This window comes from Pseudoalteromonas sp. MQS005 (assembly GCF_001661605.1).
Classification (GTDB): Bacteria; Pseudomonadota; Gammaproteobacteria; order Enterobacterales; family Alteromonadaceae; genus Pseudoalteromonas; species Pseudoalteromonas tetraodonis.
Map to the genome: position 1 here is coordinate 13,711 of NZ_LYRQ01000027.1, position 15,741 is coordinate 29,451.

At 38.9% G+C, this 15,741-nt stretch carries 11 protein-coding genes and 1 pseudogene; 3 read left to right on the forward strand and 9 right to left on the reverse strand.

Annotated elements, in window-relative coordinates:
• Positions 1-14: 14 nt before the first annotated feature.
• The 3 genes from A9479_RS10830 to A9479_RS10840 are packed head-to-tail and all read right to left on the reverse strand — an operon-like array spanning position 15 to position 5,163.
• On the reverse strand, positions 15-4,520 hold the full coding sequence (locus tag A9479_RS10830) for an EAL domain-containing protein (protein WP_064663419.1): 4,506 nt from the start codon (positions 4,518-4,520) through the stop codon (positions 15-17).
• A 25-nt stretch (positions 4,521-4,545) separates the two neighbouring features.
• Positions 4,546-4,947, reverse strand: a complete 402-nt coding sequence (locus tag A9479_RS10835; RefSeq protein WP_064663420.1) for a GNAT family N-acetyltransferase — start codon at positions 4,945-4,947, stop codon at positions 4,546-4,548.
• A 12-nt stretch (positions 4,948-4,959) separates the two neighbouring features.
• Entirely contained in the window at positions 4,960-5,163 is a 204-nt protein-coding gene (locus tag A9479_RS10840; RefSeq protein WP_013465864.1) for a DUF3283 family protein, read from the reverse strand.
• A gap of 425 nt (positions 5,164-5,588) precedes the next feature.
• Here A9479_RS10840 and A9479_RS10845 point away from each other — a divergent pair, with 425 nt between their 5' ends.
• Positions 5,589-6,233: a transporter substrate-binding domain-containing protein gene (locus tag A9479_RS10845; RefSeq protein ID WP_064663442.1), complete on the forward strand. Its 645-nt coding sequence runs from the start codon at positions 5,589-5,591 to the stop codon at positions 6,231-6,233.
• Here the strand turns inward: A9479_RS10845 and A9479_RS10850 are convergent.
• Positions 6,230-6,475, reverse strand: coding sequence for a DUF1289 domain-containing protein (locus tag A9479_RS10850; RefSeq protein ID WP_013465866.1), 246 nt, complete (start codon positions 6,473-6,475; stop codon positions 6,230-6,232). The two genes, A9479_RS10845 and A9479_RS10850, sit on opposite strands and share 4 nt — an antisense overlap.
• 102 nt (positions 6,476-6,577) lie before the next feature.
• Complete coding sequence (locus tag A9479_RS10855) at positions 6,578-7,711, reverse strand: 1-acyl-sn-glycerol-3-phosphate acyltransferase (protein ID WP_064663421.1); 1,134 nt, start codon at positions 7,709-7,711, stop codon at positions 6,578-6,580.
• A 440-nt stretch (positions 7,712-8,151) separates the two neighbouring features.
• On the opposite strand from A9479_RS10855, the gene A9479_RS10860 reads away from it, so the two are divergent.
• Together A9479_RS10860 and A9479_RS10865 are read left to right on the forward strand one after the other, a co-directional pair.
• Positions 8,152-9,096: a D-2-hydroxyacid dehydrogenase gene (locus A9479_RS10860; protein WP_013465868.1), complete on the forward strand. Its 945-nt coding sequence runs from the start codon at positions 8,152-8,154 to the stop codon at positions 9,094-9,096.
• 174 nt (positions 9,097-9,270) lie between these two features.
• Positions 9,271-9,651 (forward strand): DUF3192 domain-containing protein, encoded by a 381-nt coding sequence (locus tag A9479_RS10865; RefSeq protein WP_013465869.1) that lies wholly within the window; start codon positions 9,271-9,273, stop codon positions 9,649-9,651.
• Between the two features lie 13 nt (positions 9,652-9,664).
• Here the strand turns inward: A9479_RS10865 and A9479_RS10870 are convergent, their stop codons facing one another.
• The 4 genes and pseudogenes from A9479_RS10870 to A9479_RS10885 form a co-directional block, all read right to left on the reverse strand.
• Positions 9,665-10,564 carry a diguanylate cyclase gene (locus A9479_RS10870; RefSeq protein ID WP_016900589.1) on the reverse strand — a complete coding sequence of 300 codons (900 nt, stop codon included), beginning with the start codon at positions 10,562-10,564 and terminating at the stop codon, positions 9,665-9,667.
• Positions 10,554-14,324 (reverse strand): ATP-binding protein, encoded by a 3,771-nt coding sequence (locus A9479_RS10875; protein WP_064663422.1) that lies wholly within the window; start codon positions 14,322-14,324, stop codon positions 10,554-10,556. The genes A9479_RS10870 and A9479_RS10875 overlap by 11 nt, the downstream gene beginning before the upstream one ends.
• A gap of 66 nt (positions 14,325-14,390) precedes the next feature.
• Positions 14,391-14,636 (reverse strand): annotated as a pseudogene (locus tag A9479_RS10880) (PhoH family protein); the annotation flags it as partial.
• 262 nt (positions 14,637-14,898) lie between these two features.
• A complete protein-coding gene (locus tag A9479_RS10885; protein ID WP_156520094.1) occupies positions 14,899-15,741 on the reverse strand; it encodes a M48 family metallopeptidase in 843 nt (280 codons plus the stop codon).

Consider the following 15,741-nt stretch of genomic DNA (forward strand, 5'->3'; position numbering starts at 1 on the left):
TATTAAGCGGCGCTTTAAGCTTGTGAGAATACAGGATGCCAATCGTGCTCAATAAGCTCAAGCACCTGCTCTTTAGGCACCGCTTTACTAAACAAGTAACCTTGAAAGTAGCTACAACCTTGCGCTTTTAAAAAAGCCAACTGATGTGCGCTTTCAACCCCTTCAGCAATACACTCTTTACCTAAACTGCTTGCTAAAGTTAGTGTAGATTGAATAATCGCTTCGTTATCCGAATCAATACCAATATCTTGCACAAAGCTGCGATCTATTTTTAATACATCAATCGGAAAGCGCTTCAAATAAGTTAACGAGGCATACCCTGTTCCAAAATCATCCATGTACAACTTACAGCCTAGTTGCTTTAATAAGTCCATATTTTTAAGCGTATGTTCTGAGTCTCGCATTAAAATAGACTCTGTTATTTCAAATACAATAGCCTCGGGCGGCAGTGCTGCATTGTTTAGTGCTTGGCGAATTTCAGGGACGAGTCCGATAAATTCAAAATCCAGTGCTGAGAGGTTAATTGATAGGTATAGATCAGGACACACTTTACGCCAACGAGCTAACTGCACCAAAGCACGCTTAAATGTTTGTAGCATTATTTTAGTGATTAAACCTATATTTTCAGCTACGTTTGCAAACTCTTGTGTACTCGCTAACTGATTATAAGGCCAGCGTAGTAACACCTCAAAGCCCACTGTTTTTTGCGTAGACGCATTAATAATGGGTTGATAATAATTACAAAATTCATGTTCATGATAAGCTTTGATCAACTGTGATTCTAAATGCATCGCTCTTTCAACACGTTGATTCATTTCTTGTTTGTAAAACTTATAACACCCTTCCAAGCCATCTTTAGCATAATAAAGCGCCACATTTGATGCTTTCAATAGTGCTTTATAATGCACGGCATCATCAGGGAAAATAGCCACACCAATACTTAGGTGTACATTGACGCTTTGCTGATTCATAACAATGTCTTTACTCACGCAATCCATTAGTTTGGTGCATATAAGTAATACTTCTTCTATTTGCTGAATATCTTCAACTAGAATTACAAATTCATCACCGCCTAAACGCGCGACGCTATCACAAGGACGTAATGCTGTTTTCAAGCGGTTCGCCACCAGCTTTATTATCTCATCGGCGTTTTCTGTGCCAAATGAATCATTAAAATACTTAAACCGTTTTATATTAACGTGTAACAAAGCCACTTTACACTGATGGCGGCGCGCCTGATCGATGGCATGTATAGCTCTGTCGTTAAACAAGGTTCTGTTTGGCAGCCCAGTAAGTGAATCGTAATTAGCCAGTATATGCAGTTCGCTCTCAGCTGACTTTTGTGCATGAATATCCGTTAAAATAATCACGAAACTACTCAGCCTTTGGCTTTCATCAGCTACGGCGCTTATTTTAACCAGTACATGGCGTTGCTCTTTGTTTGCCAGAACGACAGTGTCTTCACATGAAAAATGTTCGCCCACTTCAAGCTTTTGCATAATTCGTAAATAATCAAAATAGCTACTGCGGGACATTCCCAAATTAAGCGCACGGGTTGAACGAGGCTCTGCTGATAAGCCAAAAGCGCTTTGCAGCGATTTATTTGAGGCACGTATATTAAAGTTTTTATCTAAGATAAACACCCAATCTCGGGTTTGTTCAAACGCGGCGGTAAATAACCGCGCATGCTCTTCAAACACCCTTTCGCGTGTCATATTGGTATACGTACCGGCTACTTTTTGCGGCGTTTTTTTGTCCCACTCAACCACCTTGCCAAAATCTTTGTACCAGCGCCAATGACCTTTGGCGTGGCGTAATCGGTAGGTACAATTAAAATACCCTTTATCTGTTGATAAAAATTCTAACCACTCCAACCTAAAAATAGCACGCTCTTGAGGGTGAATTTTTTCTAGGTAGGCATCTAAACTCACCGAGTCATCCTCGTAGCCTAATTCGTTGACTAATCTAGGCTGATAAATATTTAACTGGCTCGCCTGCCAATCCCATACCCCGGACTCACTTCCCTCTAGTGCAAGCTTTAAACGCGCCTCACTGTCTTGGCTTTCTTTGTGTGCTGCCAATAAGATACGCTGTATTTTGTTGCGCCTCATTACCCATGCAGTCACTATGGTGATCAATAAAATGGTATAAAGCGCTAAAAAGTATGGAGCACGCCATAGCGGATATTTCACTTTAATATTTAACGTTGCTGGCGCAGTATAGTCGCCGGTCAGTGGATCTTTTGCCCAGACTTTTAACTGGTAACTACCGGGGTTTAATTTAGGAAACACCACTCGATTATTTCGGGTATAACTTTTTTTACCTTTATCGAGCTGATATTCATAAATAATGCGCTCTTGGAAGCTAAATGACATCGCTGAAAATGCAATCTCAAGCCCGATATCATCATGATTTAAAGTGATATTTTTTAATGGCTGCTGTAAATTTATAGACAAGTCCCGAGACATTAAGTTGATGCGCGTGATATTGACCTGATCTAATAAACCTTGGCTATTTTTATTGTCTTTAGGATCAAAGTAGGTAAAACCCTTGAGGCTACCGAAGGCAATTCGACCATCCGCTAACTTAGCCATAGCGCCATTATTAAACTCAGCAGAGAGCACCCCATCTGATGTTGTAAATTGCTGAAAATGAATTGTTTCAGGATTTAGTCGCCATATTCCTTTATGGCTACTCATCCAAATCATTCCCTCTTCATCAAGAACCATATCGTACAACAAGGTGCTGAGTTTATTTTTATCTAAATCAATTGTGTGCACTAACTCATAGGTTGTTGCATCTATACCAATCAGCCCAAAATTAGATAACGATAGCCAAAGTATGCCCTGCCCATCTACCACGTAGGAAAGAATACTAACGGCTACATTTTCATGGTGTTTAGGCACTTTATAAATGGTGTTTAAACTTAAATCATTGGGGTTAAATTGATATAAAACGCCACCACTAAAAAATAATGGCTTCTCGGGTTGGTGCGGTAATGGGGGTAAAAAGCCATGCGCTAAAAAAGGGTCAAATTGTGCTAATTCGCCTTTTAAGTGAACTAATTGTCGGCTATCAATATTATATTTAAACATACCATGATCTGGGTGTACAAAATACAAATCCCCGTTTGGTAGCAATGTCAGGCCATGCATCCAATCATTTAAAAAAATCTGATTGGTAGGACTGTTGGTTTTTGGTTGGGTAAGTTGCTGAGTTTGCGGGTCAAAAATGAATAATCCTCGGTTTGAGTGCAACCAGAGTTTATCTTTGTAAGGCATAATTTTGAAAATAGTAAACTCTGTGGTCAGTAAATCGACTTTATAATCTTTTAAATACACCTTTGAGCGATTACTTTTTAAATCAACCGCAGTTAAACCATTGTGTGTGCCTAACCATAGCTTTTCTTGGAACTCCTTAATTGACCATACCGAATGATGTGATAAACCATCCCCAACCAGTGCATTTCCCTCTACATTATAAAACTTGTAATTGTCGCCCGATAAATAAAACGCACCATCGGTTTTAGTGGCTAGCCACATTCCGCCCGATTTATCTTTCACCATATCAATAATACTGTTATCGGCGAGGGTGTACTTACTCTGTTGGATACGTTTATTTTTTACCACTTTTTTAGTAGTTAAATTAAAACAAAGCAGGCCTTTATCTGTTGCTAAATCGAGCACTCCTTGCTGATTATCAATATCCCAAACATTCAAATCGGCCAGTAATTTTTGGCTTGTAAATGATTGTTCGCGGTTGTTAAACATTGCCTCTAAATTACTAATATCAACAGCGTATAAACCCTTAACCGCACCTACAAGCAACTGATTGTTATTACCTAGCGCAAATGATTTCACATTATTTTGATAAATATGTACATCCGTTTCGCTCAAGTGCTCGAGTGGCCTTACCTGCTGTGTTGCGATGTTAAAAACATACGCGCCGTCTGTGCTACCGATAAAAATATAACCGTTATAATGAAACAAAGTACGCACAAACGCATTTTCAAATTGCTCAGGAAGTGTAAATAAGGAGGTAATAGAGCCGTTGTCTATATCGAGTTTTGCAAACTCTCGGCCTTGTCCAATCCATAAGGTTTTATCATCGGTGGCTAACATAGTAAAAACGGACTGCTGTAGTATTTGCTCTTCTGTGACAGGTTTTTCTATGTATTGTTGGTAGGTATCCGTTTTCGGATCGTATCTGAACAAGCCTGCTAATAAGGAGGCAATCCAGATATGCCCTTGTTGGTCTTGATATATGCGATCGATGATCGCCTCTTCTAACTCACCATTAGGGCCATTGATTGGAATAACTTGATAGCCATCGTATCGGTTAAGGCCTCCTTCAGTAGAGAGCCATAAATACCCATTGTTATCGATAAGCATGGTATTAACGTAACTTTGAGATAAGCCTTCGCTTGGGGATAATCGTTTTACTTGCGCTGTTACTTCAACGCTTATGAGCATAAACAGCACAAATATGGCTGTGATAAACCCATTAATACTCATACCCATGCTTGTCCTATTACTAATTTATGTTTTATTGATATTTCAATGCGGTAATATTTCGGTGCTTATAAGCATCAAATAGCGTTAATAATGCAGGAGTATATGTTAACACTTGGTTAAAACCAAGTGCTTGATAAAAATCAGTAAGGCGTTGATAAGCAAAGGTGTAAACAGGTTCTGTTTGCGCATTTAAAAGGGCAACTAATAACTGGGTTGCCACCCCCTTTGAACGATAAGAAGGAGCCACGAACACCGTTGATAAAAATAAAAAAGTGGGCTTATTCTGTAACCGGCAGGCGGCAATAATCGTATTATTATCGTAAGCGACCCAGACTTGATCCTGTTTGTTAGCACGGCCGCGGACGTGATGTAACGTATAAAACTTATTAACTAAGGGCGTTTTAATTGATTCTAATTGTTTAATTACAAGCATAGTAGGCAAACCCTAGCTAAGCATAATTGCCAAATACTGCTCAAATTTTTGTTTTAAAACACCTTGCTCTGCAACAGGACGACTATGCAGAGTGTCGTACACTTGCTCACGCGTTTTTTTACCGCGCTTAATTTGATAAGCCCAAAATGAGGCCTCGTAATCTAACTGAATTTGATACTTTTGCTCTCGCGGCAAGTTACACAGATTAAAACTCATATTCACTCCAATTATTAGGGGCTATAAACTTATTGTTGCCTGCATGAATACAGGTAAGGGCCGTGAGTAGCACACGGAGGCTTTTACTAGCCCACTAGGTTAAACAAGTCGCGCCGAGCGCCCCTAGCTTGAACAAATTTTCGTCCGCAAAGGTCAACAGCCCCTCGCTCAATAAAACGTAGATTATACGTTTAAACTTATAAAAAACTAACTCTATAACTAATAAAAATAAGCGACTGTAAATAATTCAACGTAATCAATAATTGTTGATGGTAACTTTTGCAAGATTACTAATGCAAACTGTGCAAAAGACAAGCAATTTGTTACTATGGCTGCTTATTATCTTGCCGCAATTAATTGGAAATACTGACGTGCTTAAACGCTTTAACGGATTGCTGGTATTACTGTGCTTAGTTTTTAGTAATATGTCTTTTGCGCACAGTTATAGCTACACATTTAATCGCCCGCAAAACACTCAACAAGCAAACTATACCATTGAGCTATTACAATTGGCCTATGCAGATATGGGCTTTAAACTAAATATTGTCGATTTTAATCGTCAAAATGCATTATTTGCAGCAGATAATGGCATGTTAGATGGGCAGCTTGCTCGCGATATCAGTATTGAAAGTACCTATAAAAATTTAATTCGAGTTAACTATCCACTCTTTAAATTTAACCTTGAGCTTTATAAACACTGTGAGCCCAGCTCCACTAAAACCATAGATAGCATTGCCATTATTGCCAGTTACCCTGTGCAACAGCGATATTTAGACAGTATTGATTTTCAAGGTAAGGTAATTGAAGTTAAAAGTGATAATACGCAGCTTAACTTACTGATCCAGCAAAAAGTACAAGGAGCGTTACTTATTGATTTTGCGATGGCAAATAAAACCATTCCCCCCTCTTTAGGCTGCTATGAAAAACAAGTGGTTGCTACCTACCCGCTTTATCATTATTTACATAACAGTCATGCGGATATTGTTCCCCAGCTAGAAGCAACACTGGATAAGTTACACAATAACGGCACAGTTGCAAAACTCAGGTCAAAATACAACCTACAGTTTTAAAAATCAAAACCTTGTTGATCTGCTTGCGGTGATGATTGTGCCACTTTATTTTTTTGCTGTAAGTAACGTTTATAGCGCTGCTGGCATAAACTCAATACTTTTTTCTTTTGGGAATTCGTTAACGAATTCCAAGAAAAACGTTCATCGCGACTGCGATAGCAGCCTTTGCAATAACCGCGATTATTAACTAAGCAAATACCTTTACAAGGGCTAGGAATATCAAATATTTCAATTTGTTGCATTTTACCCTCCGGTATTAAAGCATAGCCTGAGTATAGCGCTATTTTTGTGCAAAAAAAAAGCAGCAAATAAATTGCTGCTTTGTTGTTAGCTTAAACTGTTAATTACTGCTCACAGCTTTGTTCATCTACTTGTGTTTTTCGATGAAATGGCTTGGCATACATAGCTAAAACCAAAGCCCTTAACTCTTCTGGCACCTTGGCCAAACGTTCTTCAAACTGTGCTGCGTCATTTTTATTGATCACCGCCTCAGTGCAGCCAGCAGCAATAAAGTTGCCTGGGTGTAAGTAAAACGAATCAATAATTTGCTTATCAATGGTTTTTGCCAGTTCATCGGCACTGTCACAACCTGACTCAATGGGCTGACCAAACGATAAATGCACATGCCCTTTGGCTGAACTAAACCCTTCAACAATGCTGGCAATATCTTCACCCGCCGATTTAACATACTTGCCATGATGTTGTTTATGATATAGCTCTTTTGCCTTGGCAATTGCACATGGTTCGTATTGGTAAGAGATTGCAACCGGCACCACTTTGAGCTCTTTAATGTATTCGCCAAATTCTTTCTTTTGTTTACGGCCATTAAGTTGCAACATTTTTAAAAGCGCAGGATCAGTTTCATCAACCCCATCTTTAGCGCGCCCTTCTTTTTGTGCAATCCAAATTGAGTGCCCGCTACTGAGTGAATCATAAATATAAGCCGATAACTGAGTCAGCGCTTTTAACATCTCTTTTGGGGCTTTTGCTGAGCGTTTCACAATAAAACTTTTATTTAAACGCATAAGCTCAGTAATGTAAGGAATTTGCAGCAAGTTATCGCCAATCGCAATTCTCACTGTTTTCATTTTATGCTGGAATAAGCCCCAATTAACCAGTGCAGGGTCAAGTACAATATCTCTGTGGTTTGAAACAAAAAGATAGGCTTGATTAGGGTCTAAGTCTTCTAAGCCAGAAAAAGTGACTTTTGAGGTGGTACGTTTTATTAATTTATTTAAGTAATGTGCCACTTCATTTTGTACATCTTCAACCGTTTTAACTTTGCCCCACTTTTTGCGCAACTGATGCTTTATTATAGCGCGTGCTAAAAACCCAACTGCGGATATAAAGCGTGGCAAATTGTATTTTGCAATTACATCAATAAACGCATTATCGTTAATTAATCGCGTTAATGAGGCGGCAACTTCATCGTCATTGTAAGGTCTTATATCTGCGTACTTATCTTCTAATTCAATCATTTACTGCATCTACAAAGTTAAAAACGGCGCGTTAAAACGCCCCGCTGTGTCTGATTTTGATTATAACTCAATCAAAAATACGAAACTAGCAATACTAAAGTTCGATTTACTGAGTTTTCATAGCGTTATAGTTTAACGCCGAGCCAAGCTGTCTTGCTAACAACGCATACGTATAAACTATGGCTATTAATTATTAATTTAAATGGGTAGACCCTACTAACAGCACTTTGTTCAAGTTAACTTAGCAAGGCAGTTGATCATAATAACATGCAAGTTAACCGTCAGTGGGCAGACCACATTTAAATATGGCTCTACAACTGCTAATGTAAACGCAATATGATAAACCCAATAACATTCAAATAGATGATACTCTTTTTATCACAAGCACTTCGCGTACAGGGGTTATTATTCCCTTAACATATACACTATTAGGACACACCGTGAACATAACAATTCTTGATAACGCTACACTGGCAAACACCTCACTTGATTGTATCTCAGCACTGGGAAAGCTTACCGTGCATCAGCTAACTAGCCCAGAGCAAGTGCTAGCACATAGCCAAAATGCAGAGGTGTTAATCACCAATAAAGTAGTGATTAATCGTGACACCATGGCACAATTAACATCACTCAAACTTATTTGTGTTAGTGCCACCGGCACCAATAATGTTGATTTAAATGCCGCGAAAGATTTAGGCATTGCGGTAACCAATGTTGCTGGTTATTCAACCCCCTCGGTTGTGCAGCACACCTTTTCGTTAATTACTAACTTATTAGGCAATACTCATCGCTACCAAGCGGACTGCCAACAAGGCGCATGGCAAAAAAGTGAAATGTTTTGTCGCCTTGATTACAGCTTTAATGACATTCAGGGTAAAACATTAGCCATTATTGGTGGGGGAACTCTGGGCAATGCTGTATCTAAAGTGGCTGAAGCCTTTGGTGCTCATGTCATTGTTGCAGAGCGCAAAGGTGCTGAGTGTCGCCAAGGACGCACGCCTTTTGAAACCGCAATAAAAACAGCGGATATTATCAGCGTACATTGCCCACTTAATGATGAAACGCGTGACTTAATTACGCTTAATGAATTAAAAATGATGAAACCAACTGCGCTTATTATTAACACCGCGCGCGGGGGGATCATTAACGAAGCCGACTTAGCACAAGCCTTAAAAACCAATGTGATTGCTGGTGCAGGTGTTGACGTACTAACCAAAGAGCCTGCTGAGCACAACAATCCACTGGCCAATTACACGGGAGATAACTTACTACTAACCCCACATATAGCGTGGGCCAGTACCGAATCTATTGTGCGCTTGGTTAAAGAAGTGAGTTTAAATATCGCTGCATTTAGCCAACAAGAGTCGCGTAATCGCTTGGTTTAATACCTTTAAATTAAGTTAGTCAAAATAACTAAAAAGTGGCTTTTTAATTTTATTTCTTAAAAAAGCCACTAACTCAAAAATCACTTTAAAAATAAACAATTGATTTTTAAAGATTAAAAAACTGGCCTAGTCTTTGCTCTAAAGTCTGTAATTAATCATCTAGGATAATAAAAAATGAAAAAAACACTTTTAATCGCCGCCCTCACCGCTCCTTTTTTAACTGGCTGTGTTATTGCTGTATCCGATGGCGAAGCGGAAGGTCATTGGGCTGGTAATAGTTCTTCTAGCTGGCAGGCAACACATAAGAATAATCGTGAAATTATTTCAGGCTTGGCAATGGATAGCTCTTATCAGTCGGTATTAAAAACCCTAAAAACACCTGACTTCACCGAATTACTCAAAAAAGAAGAGGATGTTTACCAAGTCTTATTTTATGCAACGCACAGCATCCATTCAGATGGTAAAATGACTAAAGATGAATGCACACCGTTGGTATTTAAAAATGATAAATTAGTTGGTATTGGTGCCTCAGCACTGCAAATGCTGACAAACTAAGTAACTACAGCATTTATTGGGCGCTAATTTGATTGCGCCCTAACTTTTTCGCATTATATAAACCGGAATCAGCTTCTTCTAACAATGCTTTTTCAGTGTAAGCTTGGCTACTCTCACTAGAAGCAATACCGATGCTAATGGTGACGTGTGTAGCGTTTAAAGACGCATTATGTTCAATATTCAAATCATTAACGGCGTTACGTAACTTGTTGGCAAAAGCGATTGCACCTTGCTGATTGGTTTCTGGTAATACGGCCACAAATTCTTCACCGCCGTAACGCGCAACAAAATCACTGCCACGCTCGCATTGCGCGGCTAACGTTTTTGCCACTGTTTTTAAACATTCGTCTCCAGCTCGGTGGCCATAGTAGTCGTTATAACGTTTAAAATGATCAATATCTATGAGTAAAACGCACAAAGGAGAGTAGTTACGCTTACTTCTACGCCACTCTCTTTCTAAGTTCTCATCTAAATAACGTCTATTGGGTATTTCTGTTAAGCCATCAATAGAGGCAAGCATTTCTAGCAAATCATTTTTTTGCTTAATTAATAACTGGTTCCGCACTCTAACTTTCACAATAGCGGCACTAAATGGCTTACCAATATAATCCATTGCGCCGAGCTCTAGCCCCTTTGCCTCATCTTCATGACGGTTGTTTGCAGAGATAAAAATAATAGGAATAGCCTGGCTTATACTGTTCTCTTTTAGCTGTACGAGTACTTCATAACCATTCATACCAGGCATCATGATATCTAAAATGATTAAGTCTACTTGCGTGTGTTTAACAAACGCCAGCGCGTCTTCGCCGCTTGTCACTAAGTAAACATCATGCTCATCGCTTAAGGTTTTTTCTAAAATGATTCGGTTAAGCGCATCGTCATCTACAATTAATATTTTTGCTTTATTTATCATTGCTTACATCTAAAATTTTTATATAAATATGAACTTGTTTTAACTGTATTATCAGCTCTTTAATTGCAGCATTAGCGTTCTTGTCGCCCACTTTTAATAATTGCTCAGTATGTTGAGCACATAATAATAATCGGTTAAACCCTAAGTTTCCTGCTATCCCTTTTAGACTATGCACTAAGCGTACCATTTCAATAGTAGGTATGTCTTTTTGAAGCTCAGCTGAATATGACTCACTTAATACCGCTAACTTAGTAAGCATGCTTTGCAATAGCTTCTCATCATCATTGAACTGTGTCAAAGCGAAGGTTTTATCAAAAAAGCAAGGCTTAGATATGCCTAAATCAGCTATCGATGCAAATAAAATAGGCGCAACCACGGGCTTAGTTAAATGTTTATTCATACCACTATTCAATGAACGTGCAATATCGGCAGGCTCACAATGTGCAGTTAATGCAAAAATAGGCAATTGCTGGGCGTCAAACTGTTGGCGTATTATTTGGGTTGCTTGATAGCCATCAATACCCGGCATTTGAATATCCATTAAAACTAAATCGGGGCGCAATATATTCACCCATTCAACCCCCTGTTTAGCATCACTAGCAGTCACAACATTCACTTCGGCTTTACACAATATACTGCTAATAATGTCGAGATTGAGCGGGTTATCATCTATGGCTAATACTAAGGTTCCCGCTATTTCTTCTTGTGGTTTATCCGCTTTATATTGAGTTACTTTCTTTAACTTTTCAGGGGTTAAACTAAGTAACCGCTGCGCCAATGCACTGCGCGGTAAATACTGGCTAATAAAAGAGTCATTTATTGAAAGCTGATTCGGTTGCGAGTGCTCTATAACGATGAGTGAAATAGTACGAGTATGTAATACTGCTTTTATTGCTGACGTGAGAAAGGCAGGTACGTCATCAGCATCGATTACAATGCTATGCGCTTGTTGCAAACAATCTGGATCAGTTACGACTATTTCAAGAGCTTGATTATTGAAAAAAGGATGCGCGGTAATAACCTGATTAAGCAACTGACTCTTCGCACTGGTGATCAGTAATAGTCTATCTGTAAAGCTTGCTGATTTCTCGGTATCTGTCGCTAAATCAAGCATGAAGTTAAAATGACAGCCATGGCCTTTATCACTACTGAGTGCTATTTCACCTCCCATTAATGCCACACTATGCTTTACAATTGCCAGCCCTAAGCCAACCCCTTGATGCAAGCGAGTAGATGATTCATCACCTTGCGTGAAGGCATCAAATAAACGGCGTTGATCCGCTTGAGCAATCCCCACTCCCGTATCAATAACCTGAAAACAAATACGCTGCTCTATATGGCTCTGGCTCGGCTGTAATGTCATTTTTAATGTCACACTGCCTTTATTGGTAAACTTAACGGCATTGGTAAGTAAGTTACCTAATACTTGTTGCAAACGAATTGTATCGCCGACTAAAAATGGAGAAATTTGCGAGTCTATGTCGATTTTTAGCTGTATCTGTTTTGCTTGGCATAAAGGTAAAATTAAACTTTCGCAGGTATCAATCAAATCAACTAAGCACAATGGCGCTAATTGCAGCGTTGCTTCTTTACTTTCAACACGGGCAAAATCAAGCATACTATTTAGCATCTGCAACAAATTATTGGCCGCATATTTTGCTTGGCTAGTTTGTTGAATTTGCCGCTGTGTTAACCCGTGCTCTGCGAGCATATCCAATAATCCCAACACGGCATTGAGGGGGGTGCGTATTTCGTGGCTTAAATTAGCAATAAAACGGCTTTTAGCTAACGTGGCACGCTCTGCATCATCTTTGGCTTTGGTAAGTTCTGTAACATCTTGAATATGAATAACATAATAAAGCGGCTGACTATTTTCATTCCAAATTAACGACATACTCAACTGTAACCAGGCATTTAATTGGGTATGAGCCAAGGTTAAGTGAAACACCCTTTTTTTATTATTTAATAATTGCTGTAGTAATGCTTCAAGCTCCTGCCATTGTGTATTATTAAAAAGCGCATAAAAAGGATTATCGGTTAATTTATCATGCTTGGAAAATAATTTTCGTGCGGCTTTGTTTACTTGTAAAATAGCGTACTCAAGCGAGAGTAAAAACACCCCATTTGCGGCAAATTCAATTGCGCTTCTAAATATAGATTCAGACTCTTTTAATGCATACAAAGTATGTTGTTGTTCTGTAATATCACGGCCAACCCCCATAGTTCCTAATAATTGCTGCTGTTCATTGTAAAAGGGAGCAATGGTTAACTGATAAGTTCGCTCAGCAACATCTATGCGCTGCTGAATTTGCATTTTATGCTGTAATACTTGATATTCCAGCAAACTAATTTGTTCATACTCGTTACTTATGTTGTGTATTTGCTGCCCAAGGAGTTCACCTTGAGTTTTTCCAATAAACAACTCAAACGCTTTATTACAGCCTAAAAAAATGCCTTCTGTATTTTTAAAATAAATAAAATCAGGCACGCTATTAAGTACTGTGTTTAATAACGCTAAATGACGCTCTTTTGCTTGGTCGCTATGTTTTAGCTTTTGCGATTGTTGCCGTACTTGATCATCTAACTTTTGATTAGCATTTTGCAAAGAAATAACTAAATGCTCATTTTTCGCAAAAATAGCTTTTACCCGAGCAAACCAAGGTTGCCAGTTTAACGGTATTTGGTAATTTAAATACCCGCTATTGTCATCGTTATGATGCTCTAAATAACGCATCAACTCGGTCATGGGTTTGATAAATATACGTTTGCTTAACCAAAAAAAGATGTAAAACATCAAACATAAAAATAAGGCTAACGAAATAAACTCTATCAATACTTCATACACAATACCGCTTGAGAGAGTGTGCTTGTCAGCAAGAAACGCCAGATGAATAGGGTTCTTTTTTGAAGGCTGAATTAAAAATAATGAGTCTGCTCGCGCATTACTCTTTTGTGAGGGGCTATTAATATTAGGCCAATAGGTCGATAACTTTATGGCTTGATTAATTGGCTGTTGTGAACTGGCAATAATTTCATTCTCTTGGTTGATAAAAACATACTCGCCTTGCTTTGAGGTTATTTTTTTCAACCAACTAGAAATAGCCTGTAAGTCATATATTAAAACAATATAATCTGAGGAGTTAAGCTCTCTCTGTCGGCCAACTGCAAAATATGCGTTATTGTCTACTTTAATAACGGCACTTGAAGTGAGTTTGTTCGCTGAAGGTAAAGGTTTAAAGTCGCCATTAAGTACCTGCGTTAAAATATAACTTTGTGTATTGTTACGCCGAGCTAAATAAGCAAAGCCGCGCTCATCAACATAGGCTACAGAATGCAACGACGAAAGCAGCGCTAAAGCAGTATTGAAAGACGGAGCCAGCGACATGACTTTTTGCCAGCGTAATAATGCCTGTTCGGAATAGCTGAATTGGCCTTTTCCTACTATTTCGCCATTAAAATGTGCTATCTGGCTATAATAATAATGCTCGTATTGATTAATGTTTTTTGTGAAGGCCTGATTCGCTGGTTGTGGGGCGTGTTTGTCATACATAATAAACATCGCATTAAGTAAATCGTCCATGGCTTGCATATCATGGTCAAGCTGCGCCGATAACGCACTAAAATCGGTGGTCTTTTTTGTTATTGCACGATCCATTTTTATATCATAAAAATGCAAACACAAAAAAGAGGCCACCAATAAAGGGATTGCTAACGCCACAAAAACAGAGCGATGATAATGTTTTAGCGGTAAAAAATTCAACGACCTACCTAATTATTAGCTCAAAAATCAAACTGTAGACTATAGAGCCAAGATGTTAAGCGCAAGTTATAAATTTTCCTCGGCGAACGAAGCCAGTCGACTGCGTACTACCCCATTAAGATTTACGGTAGCACCACCTTCAAAATGTTTAAACCGCTCTACAATATAGGTAAGCCCCGAAGTAACCGCCGTTAAATAATTACTGTCTATTTGTGCCAAATTCCCAGTACAAATTAATTTTGTTCCTTCTCCGCAGCGGGTAATAATGGTTTTTAGCTGAGAAGCTGTTAAGTTTTGGCTTTCATCTAAAATCACCCCCGAACTGATACCATACTATCATACCTAAAAGAACCTTGAATAAAAAAGTTTTTACAAATAAGATTTACCCAGAGGTGAATAAGCATGATTGCATCAACTACAACAAAATCTAAAATTATTAATAAACCTGTCAATTTTGGAAAAGGAATGTATTTTCACCTGGATAAAGCAGGAGAATAAATAACGTCAGATCTAGTACACCGGTAGTGATTAGTAATAGCTTCAACACTTATTAGTTAAATTACTAAGAAGTGCTTTACTCATTTAAATACATCTCAGCCATATCGTCCAGTTTAGCTTTTACTTCTTTCCAGTTTGGCATTACTTGGGTTAATAAGCGCCAGAAGCGCTCGCTGTGATTGTGTTCTGCAATATGGCAAAGCTCGTGCAGTATCACGTAATCAATACATTCTTTCGGGGCTTTAACTAGGTGGGGGTTGAGCATCAAGTTACCTTTGGTAGAGCAGCTTCCCCATTGCTTTTTCATTGCCATCACACGAAAAGACGGAATGCCTGTTACCCATGTGGTCTTAGGAAGTAGTTCGGCTAGTCGCTCATGGAAAATAGCTTTTGCTTTATGCTGATACCATTTATCGATTAGCGGTTTAATTTTCGCAGCGCGGCTACCTTGACTATCCGGGGCAGTATCTTTGCTTATTTCATACTTGAGTGTGACGTTTAATTTACCACGGCTGAGCTTCACACTGGGCACTTGCTCAGCATCAACAATGATCTTGAGTACATAGCGCTTTCCCAAATAAAATTGGGTTTCGCCACTTACATAACGCTTATGCAATACCGTATCTTTTTGCTTTGCAAAGTCATTAATACTTTGCCATATCCATCTTGCACGCTTATGCATGGCATCAACAATAGCGTCTTCGCTTGTATCATGAGGCACAGTCGCAACAACACGCTGATCAGGATGAACCTTAATAATTACTTTACGTGCTGTTTGTTTAGCGTTATCAGCAGGCTTTGTTTTACGAATAACGTCATAGCGAATGGTGTCGTTACCATAAATAAAAACTCCGTGTTCGTTGGTTGTTGCGCTGCTTGCTTCAGAATGAATAGCAGCGGCTACCGTTTTTTGTGTCAC

What these genes read in the sequence shown, in the direction of transcription:
- A9479_RS10830 (WP_064663419.1), bottom strand. Translation starts at nt 4,520, where the DNA reads ATGGGTATGAGTATTAATGGGTTTATCACAGCCATATTTGTGCTGTTT.
- A9479_RS10835 (WP_064663420.1), bottom strand. Translation starts at nt 4,947, where the DNA reads ATGCTTGTAATTAAACAATTAGAATCAATTAAAACGCCCTTAGTTAAT.
- A9479_RS10840 (WP_013465864.1), bottom strand. Translation starts at nt 5,163, where the DNA reads ATGAGTTTTAATCTGTGTAACTTGCCGCGAGAGCAAAAGTATCAAATT.
- A9479_RS10845 (WP_064663442.1), top strand. Translation starts at nt 5,589, where the DNA reads ATGTCTTTTGCGCACAGTTATAGCTACACATTTAATCGCCCGCAAAAC.
- A9479_RS10850 (WP_013465866.1), bottom strand. Translation starts at nt 6,475, where the DNA reads ATGCAACAAATTGAAATATTTGATATTCCTAGCCCTTGTAAAGGTATT.
- A9479_RS10855 (WP_064663421.1), bottom strand. Translation starts at nt 7,711, where the DNA reads ATGATTGAATTAGAAGATAAGTACGCAGATATAAGACCTTACAATGAC.
- A9479_RS10865 (WP_013465869.1), top strand. Translation starts at nt 9,271, where the DNA reads ATGAAAAAAACACTTTTAATCGCCGCCCTCACCGCTCCTTTTTTAACT.
- A9479_RS10870 (WP_016900589.1), bottom strand. Translation starts at nt 10,564, where the DNA reads ATGATAAATAAAGCAAAAATATTAATTGTAGATGACGATGCGCTTAAC.